This window comes from Microbacterium aerolatum (assembly GCF_007988825.1).
Taxonomy (GTDB): Bacteria; Actinomycetota; Actinomycetes; order Actinomycetales; family Microbacteriaceae; genus Microbacterium; species Microbacterium aerolatum.
Genome location: NZ_BJUW01000002.1, coordinates 183,173 through 208,854, shown reverse-complemented (window position 1 = coordinate 208,854; position 25,682 = coordinate 183,173). Strand labels below are relative to the sequence as shown.

19 protein-coding genes and 2 tRNA genes are annotated in these 25,682 nt (G+C 67.1%); 11 read left to right on the top strand and 10 right to left on the bottom strand.

Features of this window, described 5'->3' with window-relative positions:
• Positions 1–12 precede the first annotated feature (12 nt).
• From serS to MAE01_RS03145, 4 genes are all read left to right on the top strand, one after another.
• Positions 13–1,329 (top strand): serine--tRNA ligase, encoded by a 1,317-nt coding sequence (gene serS / locus MAE01_RS03160; protein ID WP_147038097.1) that lies wholly within the window; start codon positions 13–15, stop codon positions 1,327–1,329.
• Positions 1,326–2,156, top strand: a complete 831-nt coding sequence (locus MAE01_RS03155) for an HAD family hydrolase (protein WP_147038096.1) — start codon at positions 1,326–1,328, stop codon at positions 2,154–2,156. The genes serS and MAE01_RS03155 overlap by 4 nt, the downstream gene beginning before the upstream one ends.
• Before the next feature lie 43 nt (positions 2,157–2,199).
• A tRNA-Ser gene (locus MAE01_RS03150) sits at positions 2,200–2,284 on the top strand.
• Positions 2,285–2,301: 17 nt separating this feature from the next.
• Entirely contained in the window at positions 2,302–3,570 is a 1,269-nt protein-coding gene (locus tag MAE01_RS03145; protein ID WP_147038095.1) for an LCP family protein, read from the top strand.
• Between the two features lie 33 nt (positions 3,571–3,603).
• Here the strand turns inward: MAE01_RS03145 and nagE are convergent, their stop codons facing one another.
• Together nagE and MAE01_RS03135 are read right to left on the bottom strand one after the other, a co-directional pair.
• Positions 3,604–5,535 carry an N-acetylglucosamine-specific PTS transporter subunit IIBC gene (gene nagE / locus MAE01_RS03140; RefSeq protein ID WP_147038094.1) on the bottom strand — a complete coding sequence of 644 codons (1,932 nt, stop codon included), beginning with the start codon at positions 5,533–5,535 and terminating at the stop codon, positions 3,604–3,606.
• Positions 5,536–5,659: 124 nt separating this feature from the next.
• Positions 5,660–6,709: a LacI family DNA-binding transcriptional regulator gene (locus MAE01_RS03135; RefSeq protein WP_147038093.1), complete on the bottom strand. Its 1,050-nt coding sequence runs from the start codon at positions 6,707–6,709 to the stop codon at positions 5,660–5,662.
• Between the two features lie 116 nt (positions 6,710–6,825).
• Between MAE01_RS03135 and MAE01_RS03130 the strand changes: the two genes are divergently transcribed.
• The 4 genes from MAE01_RS03130 to MAE01_RS03115 are packed head-to-tail and all read left to right on the top strand — an operon-like array spanning position 6,826 to position 12,514.
• Positions 6,826–8,121, top strand: coding sequence for an ABC transporter substrate-binding protein (locus MAE01_RS03130; protein ID WP_147038092.1), 1,296 nt, complete (start codon positions 6,826–6,828; stop codon positions 8,119–8,121).
• Between the two features lie 57 nt (positions 8,122–8,178).
• The gene (locus MAE01_RS03125) at positions 8,179–9,072 is read left to right on the top strand and encodes a carbohydrate ABC transporter permease (RefSeq protein ID WP_147038091.1); all 894 of its coding nucleotides are present in this window, start codon (positions 8,179–8,181) and stop codon (positions 9,070–9,072) included.
• Complete coding sequence (locus MAE01_RS03120) at positions 9,069–9,929, top strand: carbohydrate ABC transporter permease (protein ID WP_147038090.1); 861 nt, start codon at positions 9,069–9,071, stop codon at positions 9,927–9,929. Before MAE01_RS03125 ends, MAE01_RS03120 begins: the two co-directional genes overlap by 4 nt.
• A gap of 26 nt (positions 9,930–9,955) precedes the next feature.
• Positions 9,956–12,514: a family 78 glycoside hydrolase catalytic domain gene (locus tag MAE01_RS03115; protein WP_147038089.1), complete on the top strand. Its 2,559-nt coding sequence runs from the start codon at positions 9,956–9,958 to the stop codon at positions 12,512–12,514.
• Between the two features lie 119 nt (positions 12,515–12,633).
• Here the strand turns inward: MAE01_RS03115 and MAE01_RS03110 are convergent, their stop codons facing one another.
• From MAE01_RS03110 to MAE01_RS03090, 5 genes are read right to left on the bottom strand one after another with little or no spacing between them, the layout of a single operon-like run.
• Positions 12,634–14,124 carry a rhamnulokinase gene (locus tag MAE01_RS03110; protein WP_147038088.1) on the bottom strand — a complete coding sequence of 497 codons (1,491 nt, stop codon included), beginning with the start codon at positions 14,122–14,124 and terminating at the stop codon, positions 12,634–12,636.
• The gene (locus tag MAE01_RS03105; protein WP_147038087.1) at positions 14,121–16,157 is read right to left on the bottom strand and encodes a bifunctional aldolase/short-chain dehydrogenase; all 2,037 of its coding nucleotides are present in this window, start codon (positions 16,155–16,157) and stop codon (positions 14,121–14,123) included. Before MAE01_RS03105 ends, MAE01_RS03110 begins: the two co-directional genes overlap by 4 nt.
• 38 nt (positions 16,158–16,195) lie before the next feature.
• A complete protein-coding gene (locus MAE01_RS03100; protein ID WP_222591644.1) occupies positions 16,196–17,506 on the bottom strand; it encodes an MFS transporter in 1,311 nt (436 codons plus the stop codon).
• Positions 17,507–17,535: 29 nt separating this feature from the next.
• Positions 17,536–18,699 (bottom strand): L-rhamnose isomerase, encoded by a 1,164-nt coding sequence (rhaI, locus tag MAE01_RS03095; protein WP_147038207.1) that lies wholly within the window; start codon positions 18,697–18,699, stop codon positions 17,536–17,538.
• A gap of 2 nt (positions 18,700–18,701) precedes the next feature.
• Positions 18,702–19,067 (bottom strand): L-rhamnose mutarotase, encoded by a 366-nt coding sequence (locus MAE01_RS03090; protein ID WP_147038086.1) that lies wholly within the window; start codon positions 19,065–19,067, stop codon positions 18,702–18,704.
• A gap of 163 nt (positions 19,068–19,230) precedes the next feature.
• Between MAE01_RS03090 and MAE01_RS03085 the strand changes: the two genes are divergently transcribed.
• On the top strand, positions 19,231–20,280 hold the full coding sequence (locus MAE01_RS03085) for a LacI family DNA-binding transcriptional regulator (RefSeq protein WP_222591643.1): 1,050 nt from the start codon (positions 19,231–19,233) through the stop codon (positions 20,278–20,280).
• A gap of 30 nt (positions 20,281–20,310) precedes the next feature.
• A tRNA-Ser gene (locus MAE01_RS03080) sits at positions 20,311–20,402 on the top strand.
• 219 nt (positions 20,403–20,621) lie between these two features.
• Here the strand turns inward: MAE01_RS03080 and MAE01_RS03075 are convergent.
• Both MAE01_RS03075 and MAE01_RS16135 read right to left on the bottom strand, forming a co-directional pair.
• On the bottom strand, positions 20,622–22,031 hold the full coding sequence (locus MAE01_RS03075) for an aldehyde dehydrogenase family protein (RefSeq protein WP_186806109.1): 1,410 nt from the start codon (positions 22,029–22,031) through the stop codon (positions 20,622–20,624).
• A gap of 2 nt (positions 22,032–22,033) precedes the next feature.
• Positions 22,034–23,131 (bottom strand): oxygenase MpaB family protein, encoded by a 1,098-nt coding sequence (locus tag MAE01_RS16135; protein ID WP_147038083.1) that lies wholly within the window; start codon positions 23,129–23,131, stop codon positions 22,034–22,036.
• Positions 23,132–23,268: 137 nt separating this feature from the next.
• Here MAE01_RS16135 and MAE01_RS03065 point away from each other — a divergent pair, with 137 nt between their 5' ends.
• On the top strand, positions 23,269–23,961 hold the full coding sequence (locus MAE01_RS03065; protein WP_147038082.1) for a TetR/AcrR family transcriptional regulator C-terminal domain-containing protein: 693 nt from the start codon (positions 23,269–23,271) through the stop codon (positions 23,959–23,961).
• Between the two features lie 349 nt (positions 23,962–24,310).
• Here MAE01_RS03065 and MAE01_RS03060 read toward each other — a convergent pair whose 3' ends face one another.
• A complete protein-coding gene (locus tag MAE01_RS03060; RefSeq protein WP_147038081.1) occupies positions 24,311–25,495 on the bottom strand; it encodes an integrase core domain-containing protein in 1,185 nt (394 codons plus the stop codon).
• Positions 25,496–25,682 lie beyond the last annotated feature (187 nt).

Here is a 25,682-nt window from a genome sequence, read left to right as displayed (position 1 = left end):
TAGACTTTAGGAATGATCGACCTCGCACTTCTCCGCGACCAGCCTGAGATCGTCCGCCGCTCGCAGATCGCGCGCGGCCACGATGGCGCCACCGTCGACGCAGCGATCGAGGCGGATCGATCGCGTCGCGCGGCGCTCACTGCCTTCGAGGATCTGCGTGCCGAGCAGAACGCCTTCGGCAAGCAGGTCGCGAAGGCTCCCAAGGAGGAGAAGGCCGCGCTCGTCGCCCAGGCCAAGGAACTCGCCGACCGCGTGAAGCAGGCTCAGCAGGATTCGAACCAGGCGGCGGATGCCGCGGCATCCGCTCTCGCACGCATCGAGAACGTCGTGATCGACGGCGTCCCCGCCGGCGGCGAGGCCGACTTCGTCGAGCTGCGCCGCGTCGGAGAGACGCCCGTGTTCGGTTTCGAGCCGCGCGATCATCTCGAGCTCGGCGAGCTGCTCGGTGCGATCGACATGGACCGCGGCGCGAAGGTGTCCGGGTCGCGCTTCTACTTCCTGAAGGGGATCGGCGCGCGACTCGAGATCGCGCTGATGAACCTCGCGCTGGACAAGGCGCTGCAGAACGGCTTCACCCCGATGATCACGCCGACGCTGGTGCGTCCGGAGATCATGCAGGGCACCGGCTTCCTCGGCGAGCACGCGGATGAGGTCTACCACCTCGACAAGGACGACGACCTGTACCTCGTCGGCACCAGCGAGGTCGCGCTCGCCGGCTACCACAAGGACGAGATCGTCGATCTGGCAGACGGCGCCCTGCGCTACGCCGGCTGGTCGACCTGCTACCGCCGTGAGGCGGGCTCGTACGGCAAGGACACCCGCGGCATCATCCGCGTGCACCAGTTCAACAAGCTGGAGATGTTCGTCTACACGAACCCCGCGGATGCCGAGGCGGAGCACCTGCGCCTGGTCGCCCTGCAGGAGGAGATGCTCACCGCTCTCGGCCTGTCGTACCGCGTCATCGACGTCGCCGCGGGTGACCTCGGCTCGAGCGCCGCGCGCAAGTACGACATCGAGGCGTGGGTGCCGACGCAGAACGCGTTCCGCGAGCTGACCTCGACGTCGAACTGCACGACGTTCCAGGCCCGCCGCCTCGACGTCCGCCACCGCCCTTCGACAGGCTCAGGGGCCGAGGCCGGCGGCAAGACCGAGCACGTCGCGACGCTGAACGGCACCCTCGCCACCACCCGCTGGATCGTCGCGATCCTCGAGACGCACCAGCAGGAGGACGGGTCCGTGCTCGTGCCGGAGGTGCTGCGGCCGTACCTGGGTGGGCTGGAAGTGCTCGAGCCGCTGCGCGCCGCCGCCGATGCTCGGGATGCCAAGTGAGCGCTCCCTGGCTCGTCGGACTCGACGTCGACGGAACGATCATCCTGCAGGACGAGACCATGAGCCCCGGCGTGCCGGAGGCCGTCGCACGGGTGCGCGACGCCGGTCACGTCGTGACGATCGCGACCGGTCGCAGCTGGGCGGCGACCGAGCGCTGGGTGGAGGAACTCGAGATCGCTGCGGACCACGTCGTCTGCTCGAACGGAGCCGTCACCATGCGCCGCGTCGCGGACGGGTGGGAGCGCTGGCACGTCGAGACCTTCGATCCCCGTCAGGTGCTGGAGCTGCTCACCGAGCGTCTCCCCGAGGCCCACTACATGGTCGAGCTCGGAGATGGCACGCGGCTGTTCACCGGCGAGGTCGGCGACTGGTCGCTCGAGGGCGGACGCCAGGTGGAGATCGACGAGCTCGGCGCGCTGCCGGTCTCGCGCGTCGTCGTGGTCTCGCCCGGGCACGATGAGGAGGACTTCCACCGCATCGTGTCCGAGACCGGGCTCAACGAGGTCTCGTACGCCATCGGCTGGACCGCCTGGCTCGACATCGCACCGCAGGGCGTCGACAAGGGCAGCGCGCTGGCGCGCGTCCACGCCGAGCTCGGCATCGACGGCGGCAAGACGCTCGTCGTGGGGGACGGGCGCAACGACATCGGCATGTTCGAGTGGGCCCGCGGGCTCGGCGGGCGCGCGGTCGCCATGGGGCAGGCGCCCGACGAGGTGAAGGATGCCGCGGGCGAGATCACCGGGATCGTCGAGGACGGCGGCCTCGCGGACGCCCTCGACTCGCTGCTGCCGCATCCAGGGCTCGCCCAGGTCAGGGCGCGAGAATGAAACCGGCTAGACTCGACCACTGATCGGCGGATTCGTCCGCCGAGGAGGGTTGTCCGAGCGGCCGATGGAGCTGGTCTTGAAAACCAGTGGGCAGAGATGTCTCGTGGGTTCGAATCCCACACCCTCCGCATTTGAAAGGCACTGAGTGAGCGAGAAGATCCGTCGCCGCAAGACCGTGGCACGCCACGGTCAGTTGCGGACCCCGGGCCCGATCGGTCAGCTGCTGAAGATGCTCGGCGTGGCGCTCGCCGTCGTGCTGGTGAGCGGGCTCAGCGTCAGCGCTTTCGTCGTCAGCGACCTGTACGGCACGGCGACGGCCGATGCCGTCGAACTCGAGGGTCAGGAGTCGGTCCCGCCGGACATCAGCGCCTACGAGGGCGGTTTCGACCTCCTGCTGGTCGGAACCGACAACTGCGAAGAGAAGTACGCCCACCTGTTCGGCGACCGCTGCAGCGGTTCGGACTCCGAGGGCACCCTCAACGACGTGAACATCCTGCTCCACGTCTCGGAGGAACCACGGCGCATCACCGCGGTGAGCTTCCCGCGAGACCTCATGCTGCCGATCCCGGAATGCACCCGTGAGGACGGAGGCACGACCTCCGCGATGAGCAAGCAGCCTCTGAACACCGCGTACTCCTACGGCGGGTTGAACTGCGTCGCCAAGACGATATCCGAGCTGACCGGCCAGGACATCGAATTCGCGGGATCCGTCACCTTCGGCGGGGTGATCGAGATCACCAACGCGATCGGCGGCGTCGACGTCTGTCTCGCAAGCCCGATCAAGGACTACCACACCGGTCTCGACATGACGGCCGGCACGCACACCGTCTCCGGCCTGCAGGCGCTGCAGTTCCTGCGGACGCGCCACGGCGTCGGCGACGGCAGCGACCTCGGCCGCATCGGCAACCAGCAGCAGTACATGTCGAGCCTCGCCCGCAAGCTCATCAGCGGCGAAGTGCTCGGCAACGTGCCGGTCATGCTCCGGCTTGCTCACACTGCCCTGAGCAACCTCGAGGCGAGCACGTCCCTGACCAACCCGATGACGATCGTGCAGGTCGGCCTCGCGGTGAAGGACGTTCCGTTCGAGGACATCGTGTTCCTGCAGTACCCGACGTTCACGGACTCCGACAACGTCAACAAGGTGATTCCGAACTACGACGCCGCCGGCGTCATGTGGGACGCGATCAACGCGAACCAGCAGCTGCAGGTCACCCACCAGAACACGGCCAACGACGGTGTCGTGGTGGAGGACGCGCCGTCGACCGACGCGCCGGAGGAGACCACGGAGCCCACCGAGGGGGCCGAGGGCACGGAGACTCCCGCGCCGAGCGAGGGCGTCACGCAGCTGCCGGATTCGATCCGGGGGAACTCCGCGGCGCAGCAGACCTGCTCCAACGGCAACGTCCGCCAGTAGTGCGGACGGTGGCAGCCCCGCGGGGAGTTGCCGTCACGCAGGCGAGGTGAACTCGATCTCGGCGTTCTCGTCGTTCAGGACGATCACCGGAGTGAGCGGCGAGAGTCCGGCGGCGATGATCTTCGCCGTGTCGAAGCGCAGCAGCGGTGTGCCCGCGGTGACGTGAGCGTCCTTCTCGACCAGGGTCTCGAAGCCGTCGCCGCCCATGTTCACCGTGTCGACGCCGACGTGGATGAGCAGCTCCGTGTCGTCGTCGAGCCGCAGCGCGACTGCGTGGCTGGTGGGGAACACGCCCTCCACGACGCCGTCGGCCGGAGCGATCACGAGATCGCCGCTCGGGCGGATCGCGACACCAGGGCCCATGATGCCCTCTGAGAACGTGGCATCCGGAACGTCGGCGAGCGGGACGACCTCACCCTGCAGAGGCTGACGCATCCTGATCCTGCGTCCGGTGGCCGTGGCCGGCGGCGCGTCTGTGAGCACGGAGGGCGCGGGGCCGGCGGGCGGGCCGGGGACGGGCTCCGCAGTTCCGGAGATCAGCCGCTCCATGGCGTCCTTCACGAACTGCACGTTCAGGCCGTACACGACCTGCACGGCACGGCCGCCGGACTTCATCGTGCCCGCCGCTCCCGCGCGCTTGAGCGCGGCGGCATCCACCTTCTCGACATCAGCGACCTCGAGGCGCAGACGCGTCGCGCAGTTCTCCAGCTCGGTGATGTTGTCCTTGCCGCCGAGCGCATCCAGGAAGCGGCTGGCGGTCGCGAGGTAGGCGTCGTCCGGGCCGGACGCCGCGGCATCCATCGCGTCGATCTCGTCGTCCTCGCGGCCGGGCGTCTTGAGGTTGAAGCGCTTGATCACGAAGTAGAACACGAGGAAGTAGATGGCGAACCAGAATGCGCCGAGGACGAGGATCAGCCAGGGGTTCTGCGCCATCGGGTTCGCCCAGCCGAGCACGAGGTCGATGAATCCGCCCGAGAACCCGAAGCCCATTCGAACCGGGAGGATCGCGGCGATCGCCATCGAGATCCCCATGAAGATCGCATGGATCAGATACAGCAGCGGCGCGAGGAACATGAATGCGAACTCGAGCGGCTCGGTCACACCGACGAAGAACGAAGAGATCGCGCCGGAGAGCAGGATGCCGTAGGCGATCTTCCTGCGCTTGGTCTTCGCCGTCAGGTACATCGCGAGAGCTGCTCCCGGCAGGCCGAACATCATGACGGGGAAGAAGCCCGTCATGTACTGGCCGGTGACCCCGTAGGTGCCCTCGCCGCTGAGGAAGTTGTTCAGGTCGTTGATGCCGGCGACGTCGAACCAGAACACGGAGTTCAGCGCGTGATGCAGGCCGACGGGTATCAGAAGGCGGTTCAGGAACCCGTAGATCCCGGTGCCGACGGGGCCGAGAGTGACAATCCACTCGCCGAACGTGACCAGGCCGCCGTACACGAACGGCCAGAGGAAGAACAGCACGATCGCCAGCACGAGCGAGAGACCAGCCGTGACGATCGCGACGGAACGCTTGCCGGAGAAGAACGACAGGGCGTCGGGCAGCTTGGTGTCCTTGAACCGGTCGTAGCACCACGCTCCGATAAGCCCGCAGACGATGCCGACGAAGACGTTCTGCACCTTCAGGAACGCCGGATCGACCTCGTTCACATCTCCCACGCCGGTCAGAAGCGCCACGGTCTCGGGCTTCAGCAGCGTCGTGACCGTCAGCCATGACACGAGTCCGGCGAGGGCCGCAGTGCCGTCCGACTTGTTCGCCATGCCGAATGCGATGCCGACCGCGAACAGCAGCGCCGTGTTGTCGAGCAGCGCACCGCCGGCCGCGCTCAAGAACGCCGAGGCGATGTTGTCGCCGGCGGCGGAGGTGATCCAGTAGCCGATGCCCGACAGGATCGCCGCCACAGGGAGGACGGCGACGGGGAGCATGATCGACCGACCCAGGCGCTGCAAGAACTTCATCTGACATCTCCTCGTCGAGAGCGGATTCGTCGGGTCACGATACTCCCCCGCGTGCGTCAGCGGGGGCAGCGCTCTCGATCTGTTGATGAATCGCGTCCCGCGTGGTCACGCCAGACGCCGTTGTTCAGACCGAGCGCACCTCGCTGGGCGATGAGCTCGCCCGCGTGAACAGGGTCGGCTTCAACGTGACCGTCCGGTGCACGTGATCCGCGGCGGAGGAGATCTCCTCGTACAGCACGCGGGCGGCGACGCGCCCCATCTCGTGTCCAGGCTGGCCGACGCTGGTGATCGGGATGGAGCTGTCCTGCGCGAAGTGGTTGTCGTCGTACCCGACCACGGCGATGTCGTCGGGCACGCGCATGCCGGCGAGCTGCATGGTCTGAATCGCGCCGGCCGCGAGTGCGTCGGCCGCGGAGACGAGACCCTCCGGCCGTTCTCCCGTGGGCCGTGAGCTGATCTCGACGCCGAGCGCATAGCCGCCGCGAACGGTGATGCTGTGAGTCTCGATCGTCTCGAGCCGGGCGCCTGCGACCTCGGCGACCGCGCGCTGCGCGCCGGTGTGACGCTGGGCGACGGCGGACAGGGAGAACGGTCCGCCCGCGAACGCGAGACGCCGAAGACCCTGATCCAGGAGGTGTTTGGCCGCGAGATACCCGCCCAGCTCTTCGTCGACCACGACGCCGCACGCGTCCTCATCTCCTGGCCAGTTGACGTGCACGACGGGCATCCCGCGCCTGCGTGCAGCGCGTGCGCTGTCGAGTGGGGCATCAAGAGGGGCGAGGAGGATCCCCGCCACCTTGGCCTCTTCGAAGACGCTGATGTAGGAGTCCTGTTTCGCCAGGTCCACGTCGCTGTTGGCCAGCAGAAGGCGGATGTCGTGCTCGTCGAGTTCCTCCTCGACCCCTCGCGCGAGATCGACGAAGAACGAGTTGCCGAGGTCCACGATCACGAAGCCCACGGTGTCGGCGCGTCCGGTGACGAGGGAGCGAGCGGCGTTGTTGCGGACGAATCCGAGCTCCTCGATCGCCCGCAGCACCCGTTCCCTGGTGTCGTCGGCGACGAGGCCGGGATTGTTGAGCACGTTCGACACGGTTCCGATCGCGACGCCGGCGTGCCGGGCGACATCGGCCATGACCGGTCGAGGTCGTCCAGCCGACAGCGGGGAGCTGTTCATCTGATCGTCTTCCGTCCGTGCTCGGTGGGGAGTTGCATCTTGAAGCGCTTCAAGCGTACTATCTGAAACGCTTCAAGTGTGTGATCAATGCGGCTCGCCCGTCCAAGGAGGAAGAAATGAAGCTCACCACAGCACAGCTCTGGAAGCGCGGTGCATTCACCGCGATCGCCGGAGCATCGGCCATCGCCCTCACCGCGTGCGGTGGCGGCGGTTCTTCGGCGGGTTCCGACTCGCTGTCCCTGTTCGTCAACGTCGAGAACACCGAGGTTCCCGCCGTTCTCGAGACTCTCGCGGGCGACCTCTGCGCAGCGGAGGCGGAGACCCTTCCCGTCGACGTCGAAACGGTGCCCCAGTCGAACCTCGACCAGCAGCTCCAGCTCAAGGCCGGTCAGGGCGATCTGCCCGTCCTCTTCAGCGCAGGCAACGCCCCGGCCCTGACCAAGACACTCGCTGACTCTGGCAACGTCGCAGACTTCGAGGAGGTCCTCACCGACCTCGATGTCATCGACAACATCGAGCCTGCGGCGATCTCGACCATCGAGAACCTCTACGGCGGCTTCCGGGCTCTGCCGTTCGAGTACAACGTCGAGGGCATCTGGTACAACAAGGCGATCTTCGACGAGCAGGGCATTGAGGAGCCGCAGACGTTCGATGAGCTCGTCGCCGCTGCGGACAAGCTCGCCGCCGCCGGCATCCAGCCGTTCTCGGCCAGCGGCGAGCAGGGGTGGCCCATCACCCGCCTCATCTCCAGCTACATCTTCCGCGACCTCGGCCCCGACGCGCTGCAGAAGGTCGCCGACGGAGAGACATCGCTCACCGACCCCGAGTACGTCGAAGCCGCGCAGGCCATCGCCGACCTGGGAGCCAAGGGCTACTTCGGCAAGGGCGTCGGCTCGATCGACATGGCCACCAGCGAGAACCAGTTCCTCAACGGGTCGGCCGCGATGTTCTACATGGGCTCGTGGTTCCTGAGCCAGGCGAACGACCCCGAGGTCAACCAGATCGGCGCCGAGAACGTCGGCTTCATGCCGTTCCCCGGCGTCGACGGCGGAGCAGGCGACCGCTCGCAGCTCGCGGCGAACGTCGGGCTGCCGATCACGATGAACGCCAAGGCCGTGAACGACGACACCGGAGCGTGGCTCAGCTGCATCACCGAGAACTACGGCTCGACCGCCCTGGAGCAGGAGAACCGGGTGTCCGGCTTCGCGCTGAACACCGAGGTCGCCGATGTGCCGGAGCTCACGCAGCTCATCCAGGATCAGGTCGCAGAGACCGAGACCACCGTCCTCTGGTTCGAGGCGCTCTTCTCGGCCGAGGCGACGACCACCAGCCAGCGCAACGCCGCCCCGCTGGTGTCGGGCAGCGTGTCGGCCGAGGAGTTCATGTCAATGGTCCAGGCGGACCTCGACTAACAAGAACCCGAGAGGAGGCGGCATCGTCTGCCGCCTCCTCTTTCTTCAGGAGAACCAATGCAGAACGTGCTCGGTGATCGCAAGGCGATCGCCATACTTCTCGGCCCCGCATTACTCATCTACTCGGTGGTGATGCTCGTCCCCGTCGTGTGGTCGATGGGCTACACGGTGTTCGAGGGCAACGCCATCGTCGGCTTCGAGTTCGTCGGCTTCGACAACTTCATCCGCATGTTCGGCGACTCCGAAGTGCACTCTGCACTGCTGTTCACCCTGAAGTACGCCCTCGTCGTCACCATCGGACAGGTGCTGCTCGGCTACCTGCTGTCGCTGCTGTACGTGTTCGCCCTGAAGCGGGCATCGGGCATCGTCCGCACCCTGGTCTTCTTCCCCGTGGTGATGCCCACGGTCGCGGTCGCGCTGCTGTTCCAGCAGCTGTTCTCCATCGCTCCCACCGAAGGCGTCGTCAACTCGCTCCTCTCCGGGCTGGGCGGCGTGCCCGTCGACTGGTTCGGCGACGGCGGCAGCGCCTTCATCGTGATCGCCATCATGGACATCTGGCGATCGATGGGCTTCTACGGCGTGCTTCTCTACGCCGGTCTCATCGACATCCCCGAGGACGTGCTGGAGTCGGCTCGTCTCGACGGCGCGAGCGGATGGAAGCTCGTCCGCCATGTCGTCCTCCCGCTCTCCGCACCGGTCCTGGTGTCCTCGCTGATCTTCTCCGTCAACGGCACGCTGAAGGTCTTCGACAGCGTGCTCGCCCTCACCAACGGTGGTCCAGGAACCTCGACGAGCCCTCTGACGATCTCGATGTTCGACAACGCCTTCACCTATGGCAACTACGGATACGGGTCGACGATCGCCATGCTCCTGACGATCATCTGCCTGATCGTGACGGTCTTCATCTTCCGTGCCAATGCAGGCACCGCCAAGAAGGGAGGCGTCGCATGAGCACGTCGATTCCGGCATCCCGTCGCATGGCGCGGATGCTGCGCAAAGCGCCCATCTGGATTCTCGTCGCCGTCCTCCTGATCGTCGTCGGCTACCCCTTGATCTGGCTGCTGCTCGGTGCATTCAAGACCCAGCGCGAGTTCCTGGAGGAACCTACCTGGGCCCTGCCGCAGCAGTGGAACTTCGACAACTTCGTCATCGCCTGGGACACCGCGGGTCTCGGCCAGTCGCTCTTCAACAGCGCCATCACGGTGCTGCCTGCTCTCTTCCTCATGCTCCTGCTTGGCACCGCCGCGGCCTTCGCGCTCGAGGTGCTGGTCTGGAAGGGGCGCGGAGGGGTGCTGATCATCTTCCTCGCCGGCATCATGGTGCCGACGCAGATGATCCTGCTCCCGCTGTTCAGCGCGTACTTCCAGCTCGGGCTCACCGGCTCGCTCTGGCCTCTGGTGATCACCTACACCGCCACGGGCATGCCCCTGACCGTGTTCCTCATGGCGACGTACTTCCGTGCGATCCCGCGGGAGGTCTTCGAGGCTGCGACGCTCGACGGCGCGAGCATCTACCGGCAGTTCTTCTCCATCGCGCTGCCGATGATGAAGAACGGGCTGTTCACCGTGGGGCTCGTGCAGTTCTTCTTCTTCTGGAACGACCTTCTCATCGCGCTGACGTTCGCGAACTCCGGGAACCTCCGGACTCTGCAGGTCGGACTGCTCAACTTCAACGGACAGTTCGGGACGACGCAGTACGGACCGCTCTTCGCCGCGATCAGCATCAACGTCTTCGCGCTGCTGCTCATCTACCTCGTGCTCAACCAGCGCATCCAGAAGGGCCTGACGGCCGGAGCGGTCAAGGGATGAGCACGCCCGATTCTGAAAGGACAGTTGTGAAGGTCTCCGCCCCCCGCTTCGAGCACATCGACGACACGCTCGGAATGGGGGTGCCGGCCCCCCGTCTCTCCTGGAGGACCGAGGCGACACCCGGATGGACGCAGGAGGCCTGGCAGCTCCGGTGCGAGAGAGCCGATGGCACCGTCATCGCCTCCGAATCGACGGGAGAACAGGTGCTCGTCGCCTGGCCGTTCGAGCCGCTCTCGTCACGTGAGCAGGTTCGCGTGAGCGTGCGGGTGCGCGGCGCCGACCAGCAGTGGTCCACCTGGAGCGAGGAGACGGTGGCCGAGGCCGGTCTCCTCGACGTCGAGGACTGGATCGCGGTCCCCGTCGGCGCGTCCTGGGACGAGACGGCCGACACAGACCGTCGCCCCGCGCTGGTCCGCCGCGGCTTCCGCGTCGACCAGCCGATCGCGCATGCCCGGCTGTACGTCACAGCTCACGGGCTCTACGAGGCCGAGATCAACGGCATCCGCGTCGGCGACCACGAGCTTTCGCCAGGGTGGACGAAGTACGACGAGCGCCTCGTCTACTGGACGTTCGACGTGACCGAGCAGGTCGTCGAGGGCGAGAACGTTCTCGGAGCATGGCTCGGCGATGGCTGGTATCGCGGACGGATCGGCTTCAACGGCGGCTACCGCGACCTGTACGGGACCGACCAGGCGCTGATCGCCCAGCTCGAGATCACCCATCAGGACGGCAGCCGCACCACCATCGCGTCCGACGGCGACTGGGCTGCCTCGCCGAGCCCGATCCTCGTCTCCGGTCTCTACGACGGCGAGAAGCACGATTCCCGCGACGAGCAGGCCGGATGGTCGAAGCCCGGCGCCGCCTCCGACGGATGGACGCCGGTACGGGTGGGGCATCGCGACGCCTCGACACTGGTCGCACCGGCCCTGCCGCCCGTCCGCTGCACGGAGGAGCTCGCCCCGGTCGTCGTCACGCGCGTCGACGAGACCACGCACCTCCTGGACTTCGGGCAGAACCTCGTCGGCCGGCTCCGGGTGCGCGCACAGGGCCCTGCGGGCCATGTCATCGCGTTGCGTCACGCCGAGGTGCTCGAGAACGGCGAGCTCGGTATCCGGCCACTGCGGCTCGCCGATGCGCACGACACGATCGTCCTCGACGGCGGGCCCGAGCGCTTCTGGGAGCCGAAGTTCACCTTCCACGGGTTCCGCTACGCGACCGTCACCGGTCTCGAAGAGATCGCGGAGGGCGACGTCGTCGCACGCGTCATCCACAGCGACATGCGCCGCACCGGATGGCTGGAGACGTCGAACCCTGACCTCAATCGTCTGCACGAGAACGTGCGGTGGGGCATGCGGGGCAACTTCCTCAGCATCCCGACCGACTGTCCTCAGCGCGACGAGCGACTCGGCTGGACCGGGGACGTGCAGGTCTTCGCGCCCACGGCATCCTTCCTGTACGACTCGGCCGGTTTCCTCGAGAACTGGCTGGCCGATGTCGCACTCGAGCAGCTGCCGGACGGGACGATCCCGTGGTTCGTTCCCGTCATCCCCGGCGGGCCCACCTGGAATCCGATCAGAACGGGTGCGGTGTGGGGCGACGTGTCGGTGCTGACGCCGTGGACCCTCTACGAACGCTTCGGAGACCTGGGCGTGCTGCACGAGCAGTACGCGAGCGGTCAGAAGTGGGTCGAGCGGATGATCCGTCAGGCGGGGGAGTCGCGGCTGTGGAAGGACGCCCACCAGCTGGGCGACTGGCTCGATCCTGCTGCCCCGCCGCATGATCCGGCTGATGCGCGCACGGACAGATACCTGGTCGCATCCGCGTACTTCGCGTTCTCCACGCGCCGCCTCGCGGACATCGCACGTCTTCTCGGACGACTCGCCGACGCGGAGCGCTACGCGCGAATCGCGGATGAGGCGCGGGATGCGTTCCGCACGGAGTACGTCCGTGCCGACGGGACGCTCACCTCGGATGCGCAGACCGCCTATGCGCTCGCGATCCGCTTCGGACTGCTCAGTTCCGCGGAGCAGGAGTCCGCGGGCCGCCGGCTCGCAGAGCTCGTCCGCGAGGCGGGCAACCGCATCGCGACCGGGTTCGCCGGGACGCCGGTGATCAGCGACGCGCTGACCGCATCGGGACACGTGGATGCCGCATACGACCTGATCCTCGAGGAGGAGTGCCCGTCCTGGCTCTACACGGTGCGCATGGGAGGGACGACGATCTGGGAGCGCTGGGACTCCATGCTGCCGGACGGCTCGATCAACCCCGGTGAGATGACCAGCTTCAACCACTTCGCTCTCGGCAGCGTCGCTGACTGGATGCACCGCACGATCGGCGGCCTCGCGCCTGCGGCTCCGGGTTATCGGAGGATCATCTGGGAGCCGCAGCCCGGCGGCGGCCTCGAGCACGCACGCGTGGCCTTCGACTCGCCGTACGGCCTGATCGAGGGATCGTGGCGGCGTGAGGCGGATGGCGTGCACTACGAGCTGACGGTGCCGACCGGAGTCGAGGGAACGATCCGCATCGCAGGGCTCGAGGAGCAGTTCGTCGAGTCCGGCGGTCGATTCCAGGCGGTCGTCGCCTAGGCGGTCGCCTCGTCGGTCGCTTCGCAAGAAAGCGAGAACCTCGCAGAGATCCTGGGATTCTCTGCGAGGTTCTCGCTTTTCTGCGTGGACCGTGTGGCCCGGACGCCCGGAGGGCGCGCTCAGCGCGGGTCGAAGCGCATCGGTTCGTGCGTGCGGGCGACGAGAGCGCGCAGCTCCTCGAGCGTTGCGGGAGCGCCGCCCCGCGCACGACCCTGCACGAGCACGTTGCCGAGGGCGGTCGCCTCGACGGGGCCGGCGAGCACCGGGAGCCCGGCGCGGTCGGCGGTCGCCTGGCAGAGCAGGCGGTTCAGGGACCCGCCGCCGACCAGGTGGATGCTGTCCACCTCGCGCCCCGAGAGGTCAGCGGCTGTCTGTACGGCATCCGCGAACGCGGCGGCGATGCTCTCCACGATGGTGCGGGCGAACGCGGGTCTGTCCTGTGGCACAGACGAGCCCTGTGCGTCGAGCACTGCCGCGATGCGCGCCGGCATATCGCCCGGGGCGCTCAGCGACGAGTCGTTGGCGTCGAACAGTGCGATCTCGCCCGTGACGGATGCCGCGGCATCCAGCAGCTCGGGCAGATCGATGGTCGCCCCGTCCTCCGCCTCCCAGGCCCGCACGGTCTCACTGAGCAGCCAGAGGCCCGTGACGTTGTGCAGGAACCGGTAGCGGCCGTCGACGCCCAGCTCGTGCGTGAAGTTCGCCTCGCGCGCAGCATCCGTCAGCACGGGCTCTGCGAGCTCCACGCCGACGAGGCCCCACGTGCCGCATGAGATGTATGCGGAGTCGTGCGACGACAGCGGCACGGCGACGACGGCGGATGCCGTGTCGTGCGAGCCGACCGCGATCACGGGGAGCTCCTTGCTGATCCGCTCGGCCAGTTCCGGGCGCAGCGTCCCGATCACTGTGCCGGGGTCGACGAGTGCGGGCAGCAGGGCCGGCTCGATGCCGAGGCGTTCGGCGAGCGTGGCATCCCACTCGCCCGAGCGTACGCTCAGCAGCCCGGTCGTCGACGCGTTCGTGCGCTCGGCGACGCTTGCGCCGGTGAGCAGGTAGGCGATCAGGTCCGGGATGAGGAGGGCGGTGTCGGCATCCTTCATACGCTCTTCGACGCGGTACTGGTAGAGCGTGTTGAACGGCAGGAACTGCAGCCCGTTGCGCTGGTAGAGCTCCTCGAACGGGGCGATCTCGTGCACCTCGGCGACGCCGCGTGCCGTGCGCTCGTCACGGTAGTGGAAGGGCTGCGCGAGCAGCTCTCCATCACCGAGCAGGCCGTAGTCGACCGCCCAGGAGTCGATGCCGATGCTCTCGATCGCCGGCTCCCGGCGGACCGCCTCAGCCAGCCCCTCGAGCACGTGCGCGTACAGCGCGTCGAAGTCCCAGTGCAGGCCGTCCTCGCGCTCCACCGGTCCGTTGGGGAACCGCGAGACGAGCTCGAGGTCGAGCGTGTCCGGGCCGACGCGGCCGATCATGACGCGGCCACTGGTGGCGCCGAGGTCGACGGCCGCGACGGCGCGCACGGTCTCGCTGTCGGAGCCGGTTTCGACTCGCTGCGCTCGCTCAACCCGTTTCGTCTCGCTGCGCTCGCTCAACGACCCGCGGTGGGTCATCGCAGGAACGCCGCGGCGACGCCGGAGTCGACCGGGATGTGCAGTCCGGTCGTGCGCGACAGCTCGGGGCCGGTCAGCACGTACACGGCATCCGCGACGTTCTCGGGAACGACCTCGCGCTTGAGGATCGTCCGGTTCGCGTAGAACTGGCCGAGGTCCTCCTCTGCCACGCCGTAGGTGGCAGCGCGGTTCGCGCCCCAGCCGGAGGCGAAGATCCCGGAGCCGCGCACGACGCCGTCGGGGTTGATGCCGTTGACGCGGATGCCGTGCTCGCCGAGTTCCACGGCCAGCAGGCGCACCTGGTGCGCCTGGTCGGCCTTGGTGGCGGAGTAGGCGATGTTGTTCGGGCCGGCGAAGACGGAGTTCTTCGACGAGATGTAGATGATGTCGCCGCCGAGCTTCTGATCGATGAGCACGCGCGCTGCGGCCTTCGACACCAGGAACGAGCCCTTGGCCATGACGTCGTGCTGCAGGTCCCAGTCCTTCTCGGTGGTCTCCAGCAGCGGCTTCGACAGCGAGAGGCCGGCGTTGTTGACGACGAGGTCCACGCCGCCGAAGGCGAGGACGGCCTCGTTCAGCGACGCCTGCACGGCATCGGCATCCGCGACGTTGGCGGCGACGCCGATCGCGACGTCGGTGTTCCCGAGCTCCGCCGCGGCGGCCTGCGCCTTCTCGAGATCGAGGTCGGCGACGACGACGCACGCGCCCTCGGCGGCCAGACGGGTCGCGATGGCCTTGCCGATTCCGGATGCCGCGCCCGTGACGAACGCGATGCGCCCCTGGTGGGACTTCGGCTTCGGCATCCGCTGCAGCTTGGCCTCCTCCAGCGCCCAGTACTCGATGTTGAACTTCTCGGCATCCGAGATGGGGGAGTAGGTCGACAGCGCCTCGGCGCCGCGCATCACGTTGATGGCGTTGACGTAGAACTCGCCGGCGACGCGGGCGGTCTGCTTGTTCGCGCCGTACGAGAACATGCCGACGCCCGGAACGAGAACGATGAGCGGGTCTGCACCACGGATGGCCGGGCTCTCGGTCGTGGCGTGCGCGTCGTAGTACGCCTGGTAGTCGGCGCGGTACTCGGTGTGCAGCTCGTGCAGGCGCGCGACCTGCTCGTCGAGGGACGCCGTGGCCGGCAGGTCGAGGATGAGCGGCTTGACCTTGGTGCGCAGGAAGTGATCGGGGCAGCTCGTGCCGAGGGCGGCGAGGGCAGGCGCCTTCTCGGATGCCAGGAAGTCCAGCACGACGTCGGAGTCGGTGAAGTGGCCGACCATGGGCTTGTCGGCGGATGCGATGCCGCGGATCGTGCCCGCGAGGGCTGCCGCACGCTCGCGGCGCTCGGCCTCGGGGAGGGCTTCGAACCCCGCGCGGATGCCGCCGAACGGGTCTGCCTTGCCGTTGGCGGCGATGTACGCGGCTGCGGTGTCGATGATCCACAGCGAGTTCGCCTCGGCCTCTTCCGACGTGTCGCCCCAGGCGGTGATGCCGTGTCCGCCGAGGATCGTGCCGATCGCCTGCGGGTTCTTCGCCTTGATCGCGGCGATGTCGAGGCCGAGCTGGAAGCCGGGACGGCGCCACGGCACCCACACCACCTTGTCGCCGAAGATCTTCGCGGTCAGCTCCTCGCCGTCAGCCGACGTCGCGATCGCGATGCCGGAGTCGGGGTGCAGGTGGTCGACGTGCGCGGCATCCACCAGCCCGTGCATGGCGGTGTCGATCGAGGGTGCGGCGCCGCCCTTGCCGTGCAGGCAGTAGTCGAACGCGGCGACCATCTCGTCTTCGCGGTCGATACCGGGGTAGACGTCGACGAGCGCGCGCATGCGGTCCAGGCGCAGCACCGCGAGACCCTGCTCCTTGAGCGTGCCGAGGTCTCCGCCGGAGCCCTTGACCCACATCAGCTCGACCGGCTGGCCGGTGACGGGGTCGGTCTCGGTGCCCTTGGCTGAGGTGTTGCCGCCGGCGTAGTTGGTGTTCTTCGGGTCTGCGCCCAGGCGGTTGCTGCGCTCGATGAGGTCGGCAGCTGTGGGGTTGGTCATGTCAGTCATCCTTTATGAGAGGTGGAGGTCGGACGGCGTCAGGCGCGCGCGTCCGTGACAGGGGCGGGAGTTCCGTAGCGCTCCTGCTCGATCTGCTCGAGCGTCTTGCCCTCGGTCTTCGGCGCCCAGATGGTGCCGATCAGGAGTGCGGCGGCGAGCAGGCCGATGATGAGCAGTCCGAGCTGGCCGAGGCCGATCGAATCCAGCAGCACCGGGAAGACCAGGCTCAGCAGCCCAACCATCACGCGGGCGAGCATGAAGAGCATGCCCTGCGCGCTGGCCCGGTACTTGGTCGCGAACAGTTCGGCGGTCCACAGGCCGTAGAAGGCCTGCGCGCCGATGCCGGCCGAGATGCCCCATGTGATGGCGAAGAACAGCAGCGAGAAGATGCCGGGAGGGGCGAAGACCAGCACGACCCAGGCGATGACGCCCAGCAGCGCACCGCCGAAGTAGAGCCAGCGGCGGCTGACGCGGTCGCCGTAGCGCATGAAGCCGAAGTAGGTGGCCGCTGCGGTGAGGGTCCACACCAGCACCTGGAGCAGGTTCTGCTGCATCGGGTCATGCAGGCCGGCAGCGTCGTAGACGCGCGGCTGGAAGATGCCGGCCTGTCCTGCGACCGTGTTCCAGAGGCCGTAGACGCCGAGGAGGAAGAACAGTGCGCCGATGTTGCGGCGGTCGGAGAGGAGCGCGCCGATGCCGGAGAAGATCGAGACCTTCTGTCCGGATGCCTGCTCGCTCTCGCGCTGCTCCTTCCAGCGCTTGGACTCCGGCAGTCCTCGGCGCACCCACCAGGTGACGGCGGCGATCACGAAGAGGTGGAAGAAGATGATGCGCGAGCCGACGATGCCGAGCGGGCCGAGCACGACGGCGAGCAGGAATCCGATCGCGGGGCCGATCGACCAGGCCAGCTGCGCGGTGCCGACGTGCGCGGCACGCTGCTCGCTCGGGGCCTCCTCGGCGATGTAGGTCCAGGATGCCGGGACGCCGGCGCCGACCGCGATGCCCATGAGGATCACGCCGATCAGCAGCACGGCGAAGTTCGGGGAGAACGTCACCATCAGGGCGCCGATCATGAACACGATCAGGTCATAGGTGTAGATGAACTTGCGGCCCAGGCGGTCGCAGAGCGGCCCGCCGATCGCGGCGCCGATGGCGGCGCCGAACGCGTTGGCGCTGAGGGCGGCGACGAGGCCGACAGCGGCGTTGTCGAAGCCGAACTCACCCTGCCAGAGGGTCAGGCTCGTGGCGAGCGCGATGATCGCGCCCGCTTCGATGTAGTTCGACATCGCGACCGCGATCGTGGCCTTCCAGGCCGTCAGTGGGCGACGGGTACGAGTGGTGCTGGTCATGATTCTCCGAGCTGTCTCGCGGGCCGCGCTTACGCGCCCCAGCCTGCCTGGACTCCGCCGACGCGATCGGCGGCGATCTTCTCCTGGTAACCGGATGCCGCGTAGGCGGCCATCGGGTCGGCATCCATGCCGCGCGACTCGCGCCACTCGGCGAGAGCCGGGCGGACGTCGGTGTAGAAGGCATCCATGAACACGGCGTTCGCCGCGAGGACATCGCCGGAGCGCTGCGCGGCGGTGAGCGCATCCTTGTCGACCAGCAGGGCGCGGGCCGTCATCTCCTGGACGTTGAGCACCGAGCGGATCTGGCCGGGGATCTTGTCCTCGACGTTGTGGCACTGGTCGAGCATGAAGGCCACGTCGGGGTTGTTCAGGCCACCGCCGCGGACGACCTCGAAGAGGATGCGGAACAGCTGGAACGGGTCGGCAGCGCCCACCATCAGGTCGTCGTCGGCGTAGAAGCGCGAGTTGAAGTCGAACGAGCCGAGCTTGCCCAGGCGCAGCAGCTGCATGACGATGAACTCGATGTTCGTTCCGGGGGCGTGGTGGCCGGTGTCCAGGCACACCATCGCCTTCTCTCCCAGGGCGCTCACCTGGGCGTAGGAGGTTCCCCAGTCCGGAACGTCGGTGTGGTAGAACGCCGGCTCGAAGAACTTGTACTCGAGCACGAGGCGCTGGTCGTCGCCGAGGCGCGCGTAGATCTTCTCGAGCGACTCGTGGAGGCGGTCCTGGCGACCGCGCATGTCGGCCTGGCCGGGGTAGTTGGAGCCCTCGGCGAGCCAGATCTTCAGGTCTCGGCTGCCTGTGGCATCCATCACGTCGATGCAGGCGAGGTGGTGGTCGATCGCCTTCTGGCGGACCGAGGCGTCCTCGTGGGTGAGGGCGCCGAACTTGTAGTCGTCGTCCTGGAAGGTGTTGGAGTTGACGGTGCCGAGGGCGACGCCGTGATCCTCGGCGTGCTTGCGCAGGTCGTCGAAGTCGGCCATGTCCCACGGGATGTGCAGCGCGACGGCGGGCGCCAGTGCGGTGTACTTGTGCACCTGTGCGGCATCCGCGATCTTCTCGAACGGGTCGCGCGGAGTGCCGGGGGTGCCGAACACCTTGAAGCGGGTGCCGGAGTTGCCGAACGCCCAGGAGGGCAGCTCGATGGCCTGCTTCTCGAGCTCGGCGCGGATTTCAGGGGTGAGGATGCTCATGGTCATTCGCTTTCGTCGTCGGATGCGGTGGCGGACAGCTGGTCCGCGAGGTTGAAGACTTCGGTCAGAGGGGTGGCGGCCTGATCAGGGCGGCCATCGAGGCCGACGAAGAAGCGGCTCATCTCGGCCTCCCAGCGCGTGGCGACCTCGGACTGCTCGAGGTAAGCCTGAGCGGCTTCGTCGTCGTCGGTCTCGTAGTAGCCGATCAGAGTGCCGCCTTCGCCGAGGAACAGGGAGTAGTTGCGCCGGCCGGCAGCGGCGATCTCGGCGAGCATCTCGGGCCAGACGGGGGAGTGCCGTCGGAGGTACTCGTCCAGCAGGTCGGGGCGGACCTGCAGCTGGAAACAGACGCGATGCGGTGTGGTCATCTTTGACGGACTCCTTGGCCGACGTGGATGCCGTGTGGCGGCATCCTGAGTGAATCGTTTCAAGGGTAAGCCTGGCCCGGGGTGCATGCAAGTCGTGGCAGACGCGTGCGCGGCACGGCGGATGCCGTACACTCACGGTCAGTGCGCAGGTGAGGAGGCCGCAGTGGCAGTGAGTGTGCGGGAGGTCGCCGCAGCGGCATCCGTGTCTGTCGGTACGGTCTCGAATGTCCTGAATCAGCCCGACAAGGTCGCCGCGGCCACGGCCGCGCGGGTGCAGGCGGCCATCGAGGAGCTCGGGTTCGTCCGCAACGACGCCGCCCGTCAGCTTCGTGCCGGCCGCAGCCGCAGTATCGGCATGGTCGTGCTCGACGCGGGCAACCCCTTCTTCGCGGCTGTCGCGCGCGGAGCGGAGGCGCGGGCCGAGCAGGACGGGCTGTCGGTGCTGCTCGGCAACAGTGACGAGAACGCGGCGCGGGAGAGCACCTATCTCGACCTGTTCCGCGAGCAGCGGGTCAACGGCGTGCTCCTGACGCCGGCGGCGCTCGTCGAGGACTCACTGCTGCGGCTGCAGCGAGCCGGCATCCCGGTGGTGCTCGTCGACCACGAGAGCGAAGACGCCTTCACGTGTTCGGTGGCTGTCGACGATGTCGAGGGCGGGTATCTGGCCGCCGCGCATCTGCTTGAGCAGGGCAGGCGGAGACTGCTGTTCCTCGGCGGCCCGTCGTCTCTCGCGCAGGTCGCCCATCGTCTGGAGGGTGCTCGTCGCGCCGTGGCAGAAGTGACGGGAGCCGAGCTCGAGGAGATCGAGATGCCGGCGCTGACGGTGCTGAACGGTCGCGCCGCGGGAGAAGCAATCGCGGAGCGGACGCCCGAGGAGCGGCCGGACGCGATCTTCGCGGCGAACGATCTGCTCGCGGTGGGGCTGCTGCAGGGGCTGTCGATCTTCGGCTCCGTGCGTGTTCCCGACGACATCGCGCTGATCGGCTACGACGACATCGACTTCGCGGCCGCCACCGTCGTGCCGCTCAGCTCGATCCGTCAGCCCGCCGCGCTGATCGGGCGGACCGCCGTGGAGCTGCTGCTCAAGTCGATCGACGATCCGGCCGGCGCGTACGAGCGGCGCGTGCGCTTTCGCCCTGAGCTCGTGGTGCGCGAGTCCACCGTCGGTTCCGGTGATTCGTTCGCGGGCGGCACGAGCAGTTATGATGGCTGAGTGCATCCGCGCTCATCGCGTCGGATGCCTGGAGACGTCGCATAGTCAGGCCTAGTGCACCACCCTGCTAAGGTGGAGTCCCCTCACGGGGACCGAGGGTTCAAATCCCTCCGTCTCCGCCAAAAAATCCCTGGTCAGAAGCCCTATTTGATGGCTGGGCGAATTCCCTGAGGTGCTCGGGTGGTTCGTGCACGGGCACGTCGAGAATGAGCCACGTTGACGCGGCGATCGGGCGTCAGGACGCACAGTCGTGACGGGACTCGTCTGCTGCGGTCCAGCCGTCCTCGATGGCCACGCGGGATCTTCACTTCATCCCACGAGCTTGACCGCGCATTCGGGGGTTACTTCGTCGTCTTGGCGGCGATCTTGCGCTTTGCCGGTGTGAAGGGCGGTTGGGCAAAGCGCAGCGTGTCGAGCACGTGCAGTTTGCGAACGACTGTCTTCTTGTGGCTGAACGTGTCGATGGAGTACTGCCCGTGGTAGGCGCCGGTGCCGCTTGCGCCTACTCCTCCGAACGGAAGTTCCGCGATCCCGGCTTGCAGCATGGGGGTGTCCAGTCCGACGCCGCCGGATGAGGTGCGTGCGATGAAAGCGGCCCTGGTCGTCGCGGATCCTGTGAACACATACAGGGCGAGTGGCTTGTCGCGCGCCGCGACGTACGCGATCGCCGCATCCGCGTCGGTGACGGGGACGATGGGGAGGATCGGACCGAAGATCTCCTCGCGCATGTAGGCCGGCTCTGCGTCCAGCGCGCGAGGCGCGGGGGCATGCACGACAGTGGGTGCGAGGTAGCGGGTGCGGGCGTCCTGCTCGCCGCCGATGGCGATCTCGGCGTCGGCGAGCAACCCGGCGAGCCGGGCGAAGTGCCGGTCGTTCACGATGCGTCCGTAGTCGTCGTTCTGGGAGGGATCCTCGCCGAGCATGTCCGTGATGGCGCGGCGCAGTGCGGTTGTCAGCGAATCCACGCGATCCGGTGTCGTGAGGATGTAGTCCGGCGCGACGCATGTCTGTCCGGCGTTCATGAACTTGCCCCATACGATGCGACGTGCCACCTGGTCGAGGTGCGCGTCGTCATCGACCCACGCCGGTGACTTGCCGCCGAGCTCGAGCGTGACCGGGGTGAGGTGGTGGGCGGCTGCGCGCGAGATCACTTTGGCGACGACGCTGTTGCCGGTGTAGAAGATGTGGTCGAACCGGTGACTGAGCAGCTCGGTGGTTTCAGCGATACCTCCCTCGACGACATGCACGGCCTGAAGGTCGAGGTATTTCGGAACCAGCTGGGCGATCGTCGATGAGACTGTCGGGGTGAGTTCGCTGGGTTTGAGGACGACGGCATTGCCGGCCGCTAACGCGCCGACGAGCGGAGCGAACAGCAGCTGCACGGGGTAGTTCCACGGTGCGATGATGAGCGCGACGCCCAGCGGTTCTCGGACGAGTCGGCCGCTGGCGGGTTGCAGCGAGAGCGGCAGCGAGACTCGGCGCGGCTTGGTGAACCGTTTGAGATTGCGGAGCGTGTGCGTGATCTCTCCGAGTACGACGCCGGTCTCGGCGAGCTGGGCCTCGGTCGGATTCTTATGGAGGTCCGTCCATAAAGCCTGCTCGATCTGCGGTCCGTTCTCACGGAGCAGGAGGGCGAGCTGCTCGAGCTGGTGCCGACGCCAGGTGAGCGGCCGTGTGGCACCGCTGTCGAAGCGGTTCCGCGCGGTCGCGATCGCGGTGGCGATATCCGTGTCCGTGTCGGTGGAAGCCACGTTCAGCGGTACTTCCGGCCAGTGACCTCGGTCTGCAGCTTGCGGGCGGCCTGGATCAGCTTGACGCCGTCCGGTCCCCACATCAGCCGCATGTAGTGGCGTTCGAACCGGCCGCGTTGCATCACCCATACGAACGGCAGGGCGAGCTTCGCGCCGAGCACGGCGAACCAGGACCGTACCGGTCCCATGCCCATCGACTGGCGCATCTTGCCGGAGGAGGAGCCGGCGGCGAGCTGGCGGAACAGGCCGTGGTCGAGGACACCGGCGTACCAGAGGGCGGGCAGCTGAGAGCGGTGGAAGTTCCTCTTGAACAGGCCGAACATCTGCTTGGCGAAGTCCTCGCCGGTGTCGGGCCAGATCGCCATCGTCGCGGGTGTGCCGAACAGGTGCGAGTACTTCGCGTACAGCGCATCCATGTCCGCCTTCGAATGCGGTATGTCCTCCTCCGGAGCGCCGACCAGGCGGCAGTACGCGGCAACCTCGGTGAAATACTGGTCGCGTTTCTCTGGAGAGAGCTTGTGGGGAAGCTTCCCGTCGCGGAACGCGAGGTTCTCGTACAGCCACAGCATCGAGTGCATCTCCGTCAGCGCGGCCCACATCGCGTCCCGTGCCCCTGCGGCGGCGTAGCCACCGATCTCTGGCTCGCCCACGTCGATGATGTCGCCGGCGACCTTGGTGTGGATGTTCTTCAGGTGCTTCCACATCCGCTCCGCAGACTCCGTGTCGCCTAGCCACATCGGCGCGTGCATCCCCGAGTTGCGCTGCCCGCGCTCGAACAGGTCGAAGAAGGTGACCGTGCCTTTCAGCGTCTTCCGCGAGAGAGGGTCATGGTCGCGGACACCGGCGATGACGGGCCGGTACGTCGACTGCATCAGACCCTGGAAAGCGTATTGGAACACGATCGTCGCGGGATGCAGCAGTACCTCCCACACCACTGAGCCTGGGCCGAACAACCCGTAGTCCAGCGTGCCGTCCGCGTTCAGCGTCTGACCAGCAGGCGTCGGCTCGCCGAAACGTCGCCATCTCTGCGCGTTTCCTTCCAGGCGCTCCTTGGTGACGATCCGGAAGCCCTTGTCGTCGAGCTGGGCAGCCTCGGTCATTGCGTACTCCTTCGTTCGCGTGGGTGCGTCGTTCGTTGTAGGTGTTCCCACCCGGGAACAGGTTTCGACACAGTATAGTTACCGGGTGGGAACAGTTGTCAATTCTCGATGCTGACATCCCGTGGACGGAGGGGCAGATGCCTACCACTCATGCGAAGCGACCTGTGCGCGCGATCGGTGTGCACGCCGGCCTGACTTTGGATCGCATCATCGCTGCCGCTCGTTCCATGACGCCCGATGAGCTGTCGATGCAGGCGTTGGCGCGACGCCTGGGCGTGGACCGCAAGGCGATCAATCACCATGTCAGCGATCGCGACACCCTCCTCGGGATGGTGGCGATGGATGCGTTCGCGACGTCGTTCTCTGCGGTAGAGATCGCCCACCAGGCGGATTGGGAGGAAGCCTGCCGCACCTACGCGTTCGGCTTCACCGACAGTGCGATCGCGACCGGCGTCCTCGCGGATCGTATCCGCCTCACTGATCCGTATGTCACCCAGATCCTTGAACCGACCGAGGCGGTTCTGCAGAAGATGGTCGAGGCAGGGTTCGACGACGAGAGCGCGATGCGTACCCTCTCCCTGCTGACCAACATCTGCCTTGCGTACGCCCGAGACGTCGTGATTGAACTCCGCAGCGGTGTGACGCCCCGCACCGAAATCCTCCGCGGAGCGCTTGAGCAGCGCGACGCCGCCAAATTTCCAACACTCGCGCGCATTGCCGAGCTCACGGTCACCACTTACGACCGACGGCAGCTTGAGATGAGCGTCGAATTGTTCATCGCCGGCGCGCGAGATGCCTTGCACCTTCAGACAGTGCGCGCCCAAGCGTAGCGAGGCGTACGCAGTCATCGGAACGACCTTCCGCCAGCGGTCCACACTGTCCGCGGTGAACGGGTACGCGATTGGCTAGCCCGCTAGCGCTTGGTCACGGCTCATTTCTCGAAGCGCCGTCGGGAGCCTCTCCCGCTGTCTCCCAATGTGAGCGGGCGCTGCGCCCATGCCCGGTGAGCGCCGCGAGTCGGGGGAGTGGCCCCGATGGGCTGCGATGCGCTCTGGCCCCAGAGCGCGACGCTGCTAAGGTGGAGTCCCCTCACGGGGACCGAGGGTTCAAGTCCCTCCGTCTCCGCCATTGGGATGTCTCAGGACATCGTGAACGACTGAACCCCCGGTTTCCGGGGGTTCAGTCGTTTTTGCGTTGGTAGTTCTTTGTGGGGTCGAGGGTGAATTCTGCGAGGAGTTCTCCAGTGTTCGGGGTGATGATGGTGGCGTTGTTGTTGTGGACGAGGCAGATGATCTCGGTGCGGGAGTGGGCTCTGCCGATGCCGATGCCGATGCCGATGCCGAGGTGGAGGAGTTTGCCGGTGTGGCGGAGGGTGATCTTGCCGTCGTTGTCGATGGTGTCGTAGCGGACTCGCCAGATGTTCGGGTCGGCGGGTCGTGTCGGGGTCGCTTTCGGGATGAGTTGGTAGGCGAACGCGGGGGTTTTGCGGCCGATGCCGCGGTGGGGGCGGACGTCGTTGTCGTAGGTGCGGAACGCGTCGAGGATGGTTTGCAGTTCGGTGATGCTGTCGGCGGGGTGGGCTGCGAGGTGTTTCTTCAGGGTTTTCCAGAAGCGTTCGATCTTGTCTTGGGTGGTGCGTTTGAAGGGTTTGCCGTTCTTCTGGGCGATGCCCAGGTCGGCGAGGAGGGTTTCGAAGCCGTTGCCTGTGCCGTCGCCTCTGCCGCGTCCGCCGCGGGCGAGGCGGGTGGTGTAGACCATGCCGTTGTCGGTCAGTGTCGCTGCCGGGTAGCCGTGTTCGTGGGCGGTGGCGGTGAAGGTGTCGGTCACGACCCGGCCGGTGACGCGGCGGTGGGCGGTGAGATGGAGCATGTTGCGGAAGTGGTCGTCGAGCCATCCGATCACCTCGATGTCGGTGTCGTCGGTGAGGGCGACGTGGGTGAAGTCGGATTGCCAGAGCTCGTTGGGGCGGTCGGCGGTGAAGCGTCGCCAGGAGGAGCGGGGGCGTTTCTGAGGTCGTGGGGTGACTTTCCCGTTCGCGGTGAGGATGCGCCAGATCGTCGCCCGGGACAGGAGGGTCCTCTCCCGGGCGAGGTGTTCCATGATCGTGTCTGCGCCGGCGTCCAGGCCGCGGTGGGCGAGCTCATCGCGGAGCGCGATCACACGATCTCGGACCGGATCCGGAGTCCGGTTCGGTGTCGTCCGGGGACGGCGAGAGCGCGGCTCGAACGCCGCATCGCCCTCGGCCAGCCACCGATGGTGGAGCTTGTGGACCAGAGTCTTCGAGACCCCGTAGCAGGCGGCAACCTGCCCGTAGGTCATGCCCTGGAGAGTGACGGCTTTGATCAGGATCTCGTACTTGGCCACCCGTTCACGATGACCTGAGACATCCCAACGCGCAGAACACGATCGTTCACGATGTCCCGAGACACCCGTTCACGATGTCCTGAAACCAGGCACCTCCGTCTCCGCCATTAAAGTCCTGGTCGAGTGCCCATTTCTTCCGAGTCAGCGGACGTTTCCAAGCGGCCCCGACCTCGGTCCTCAAGCCCCC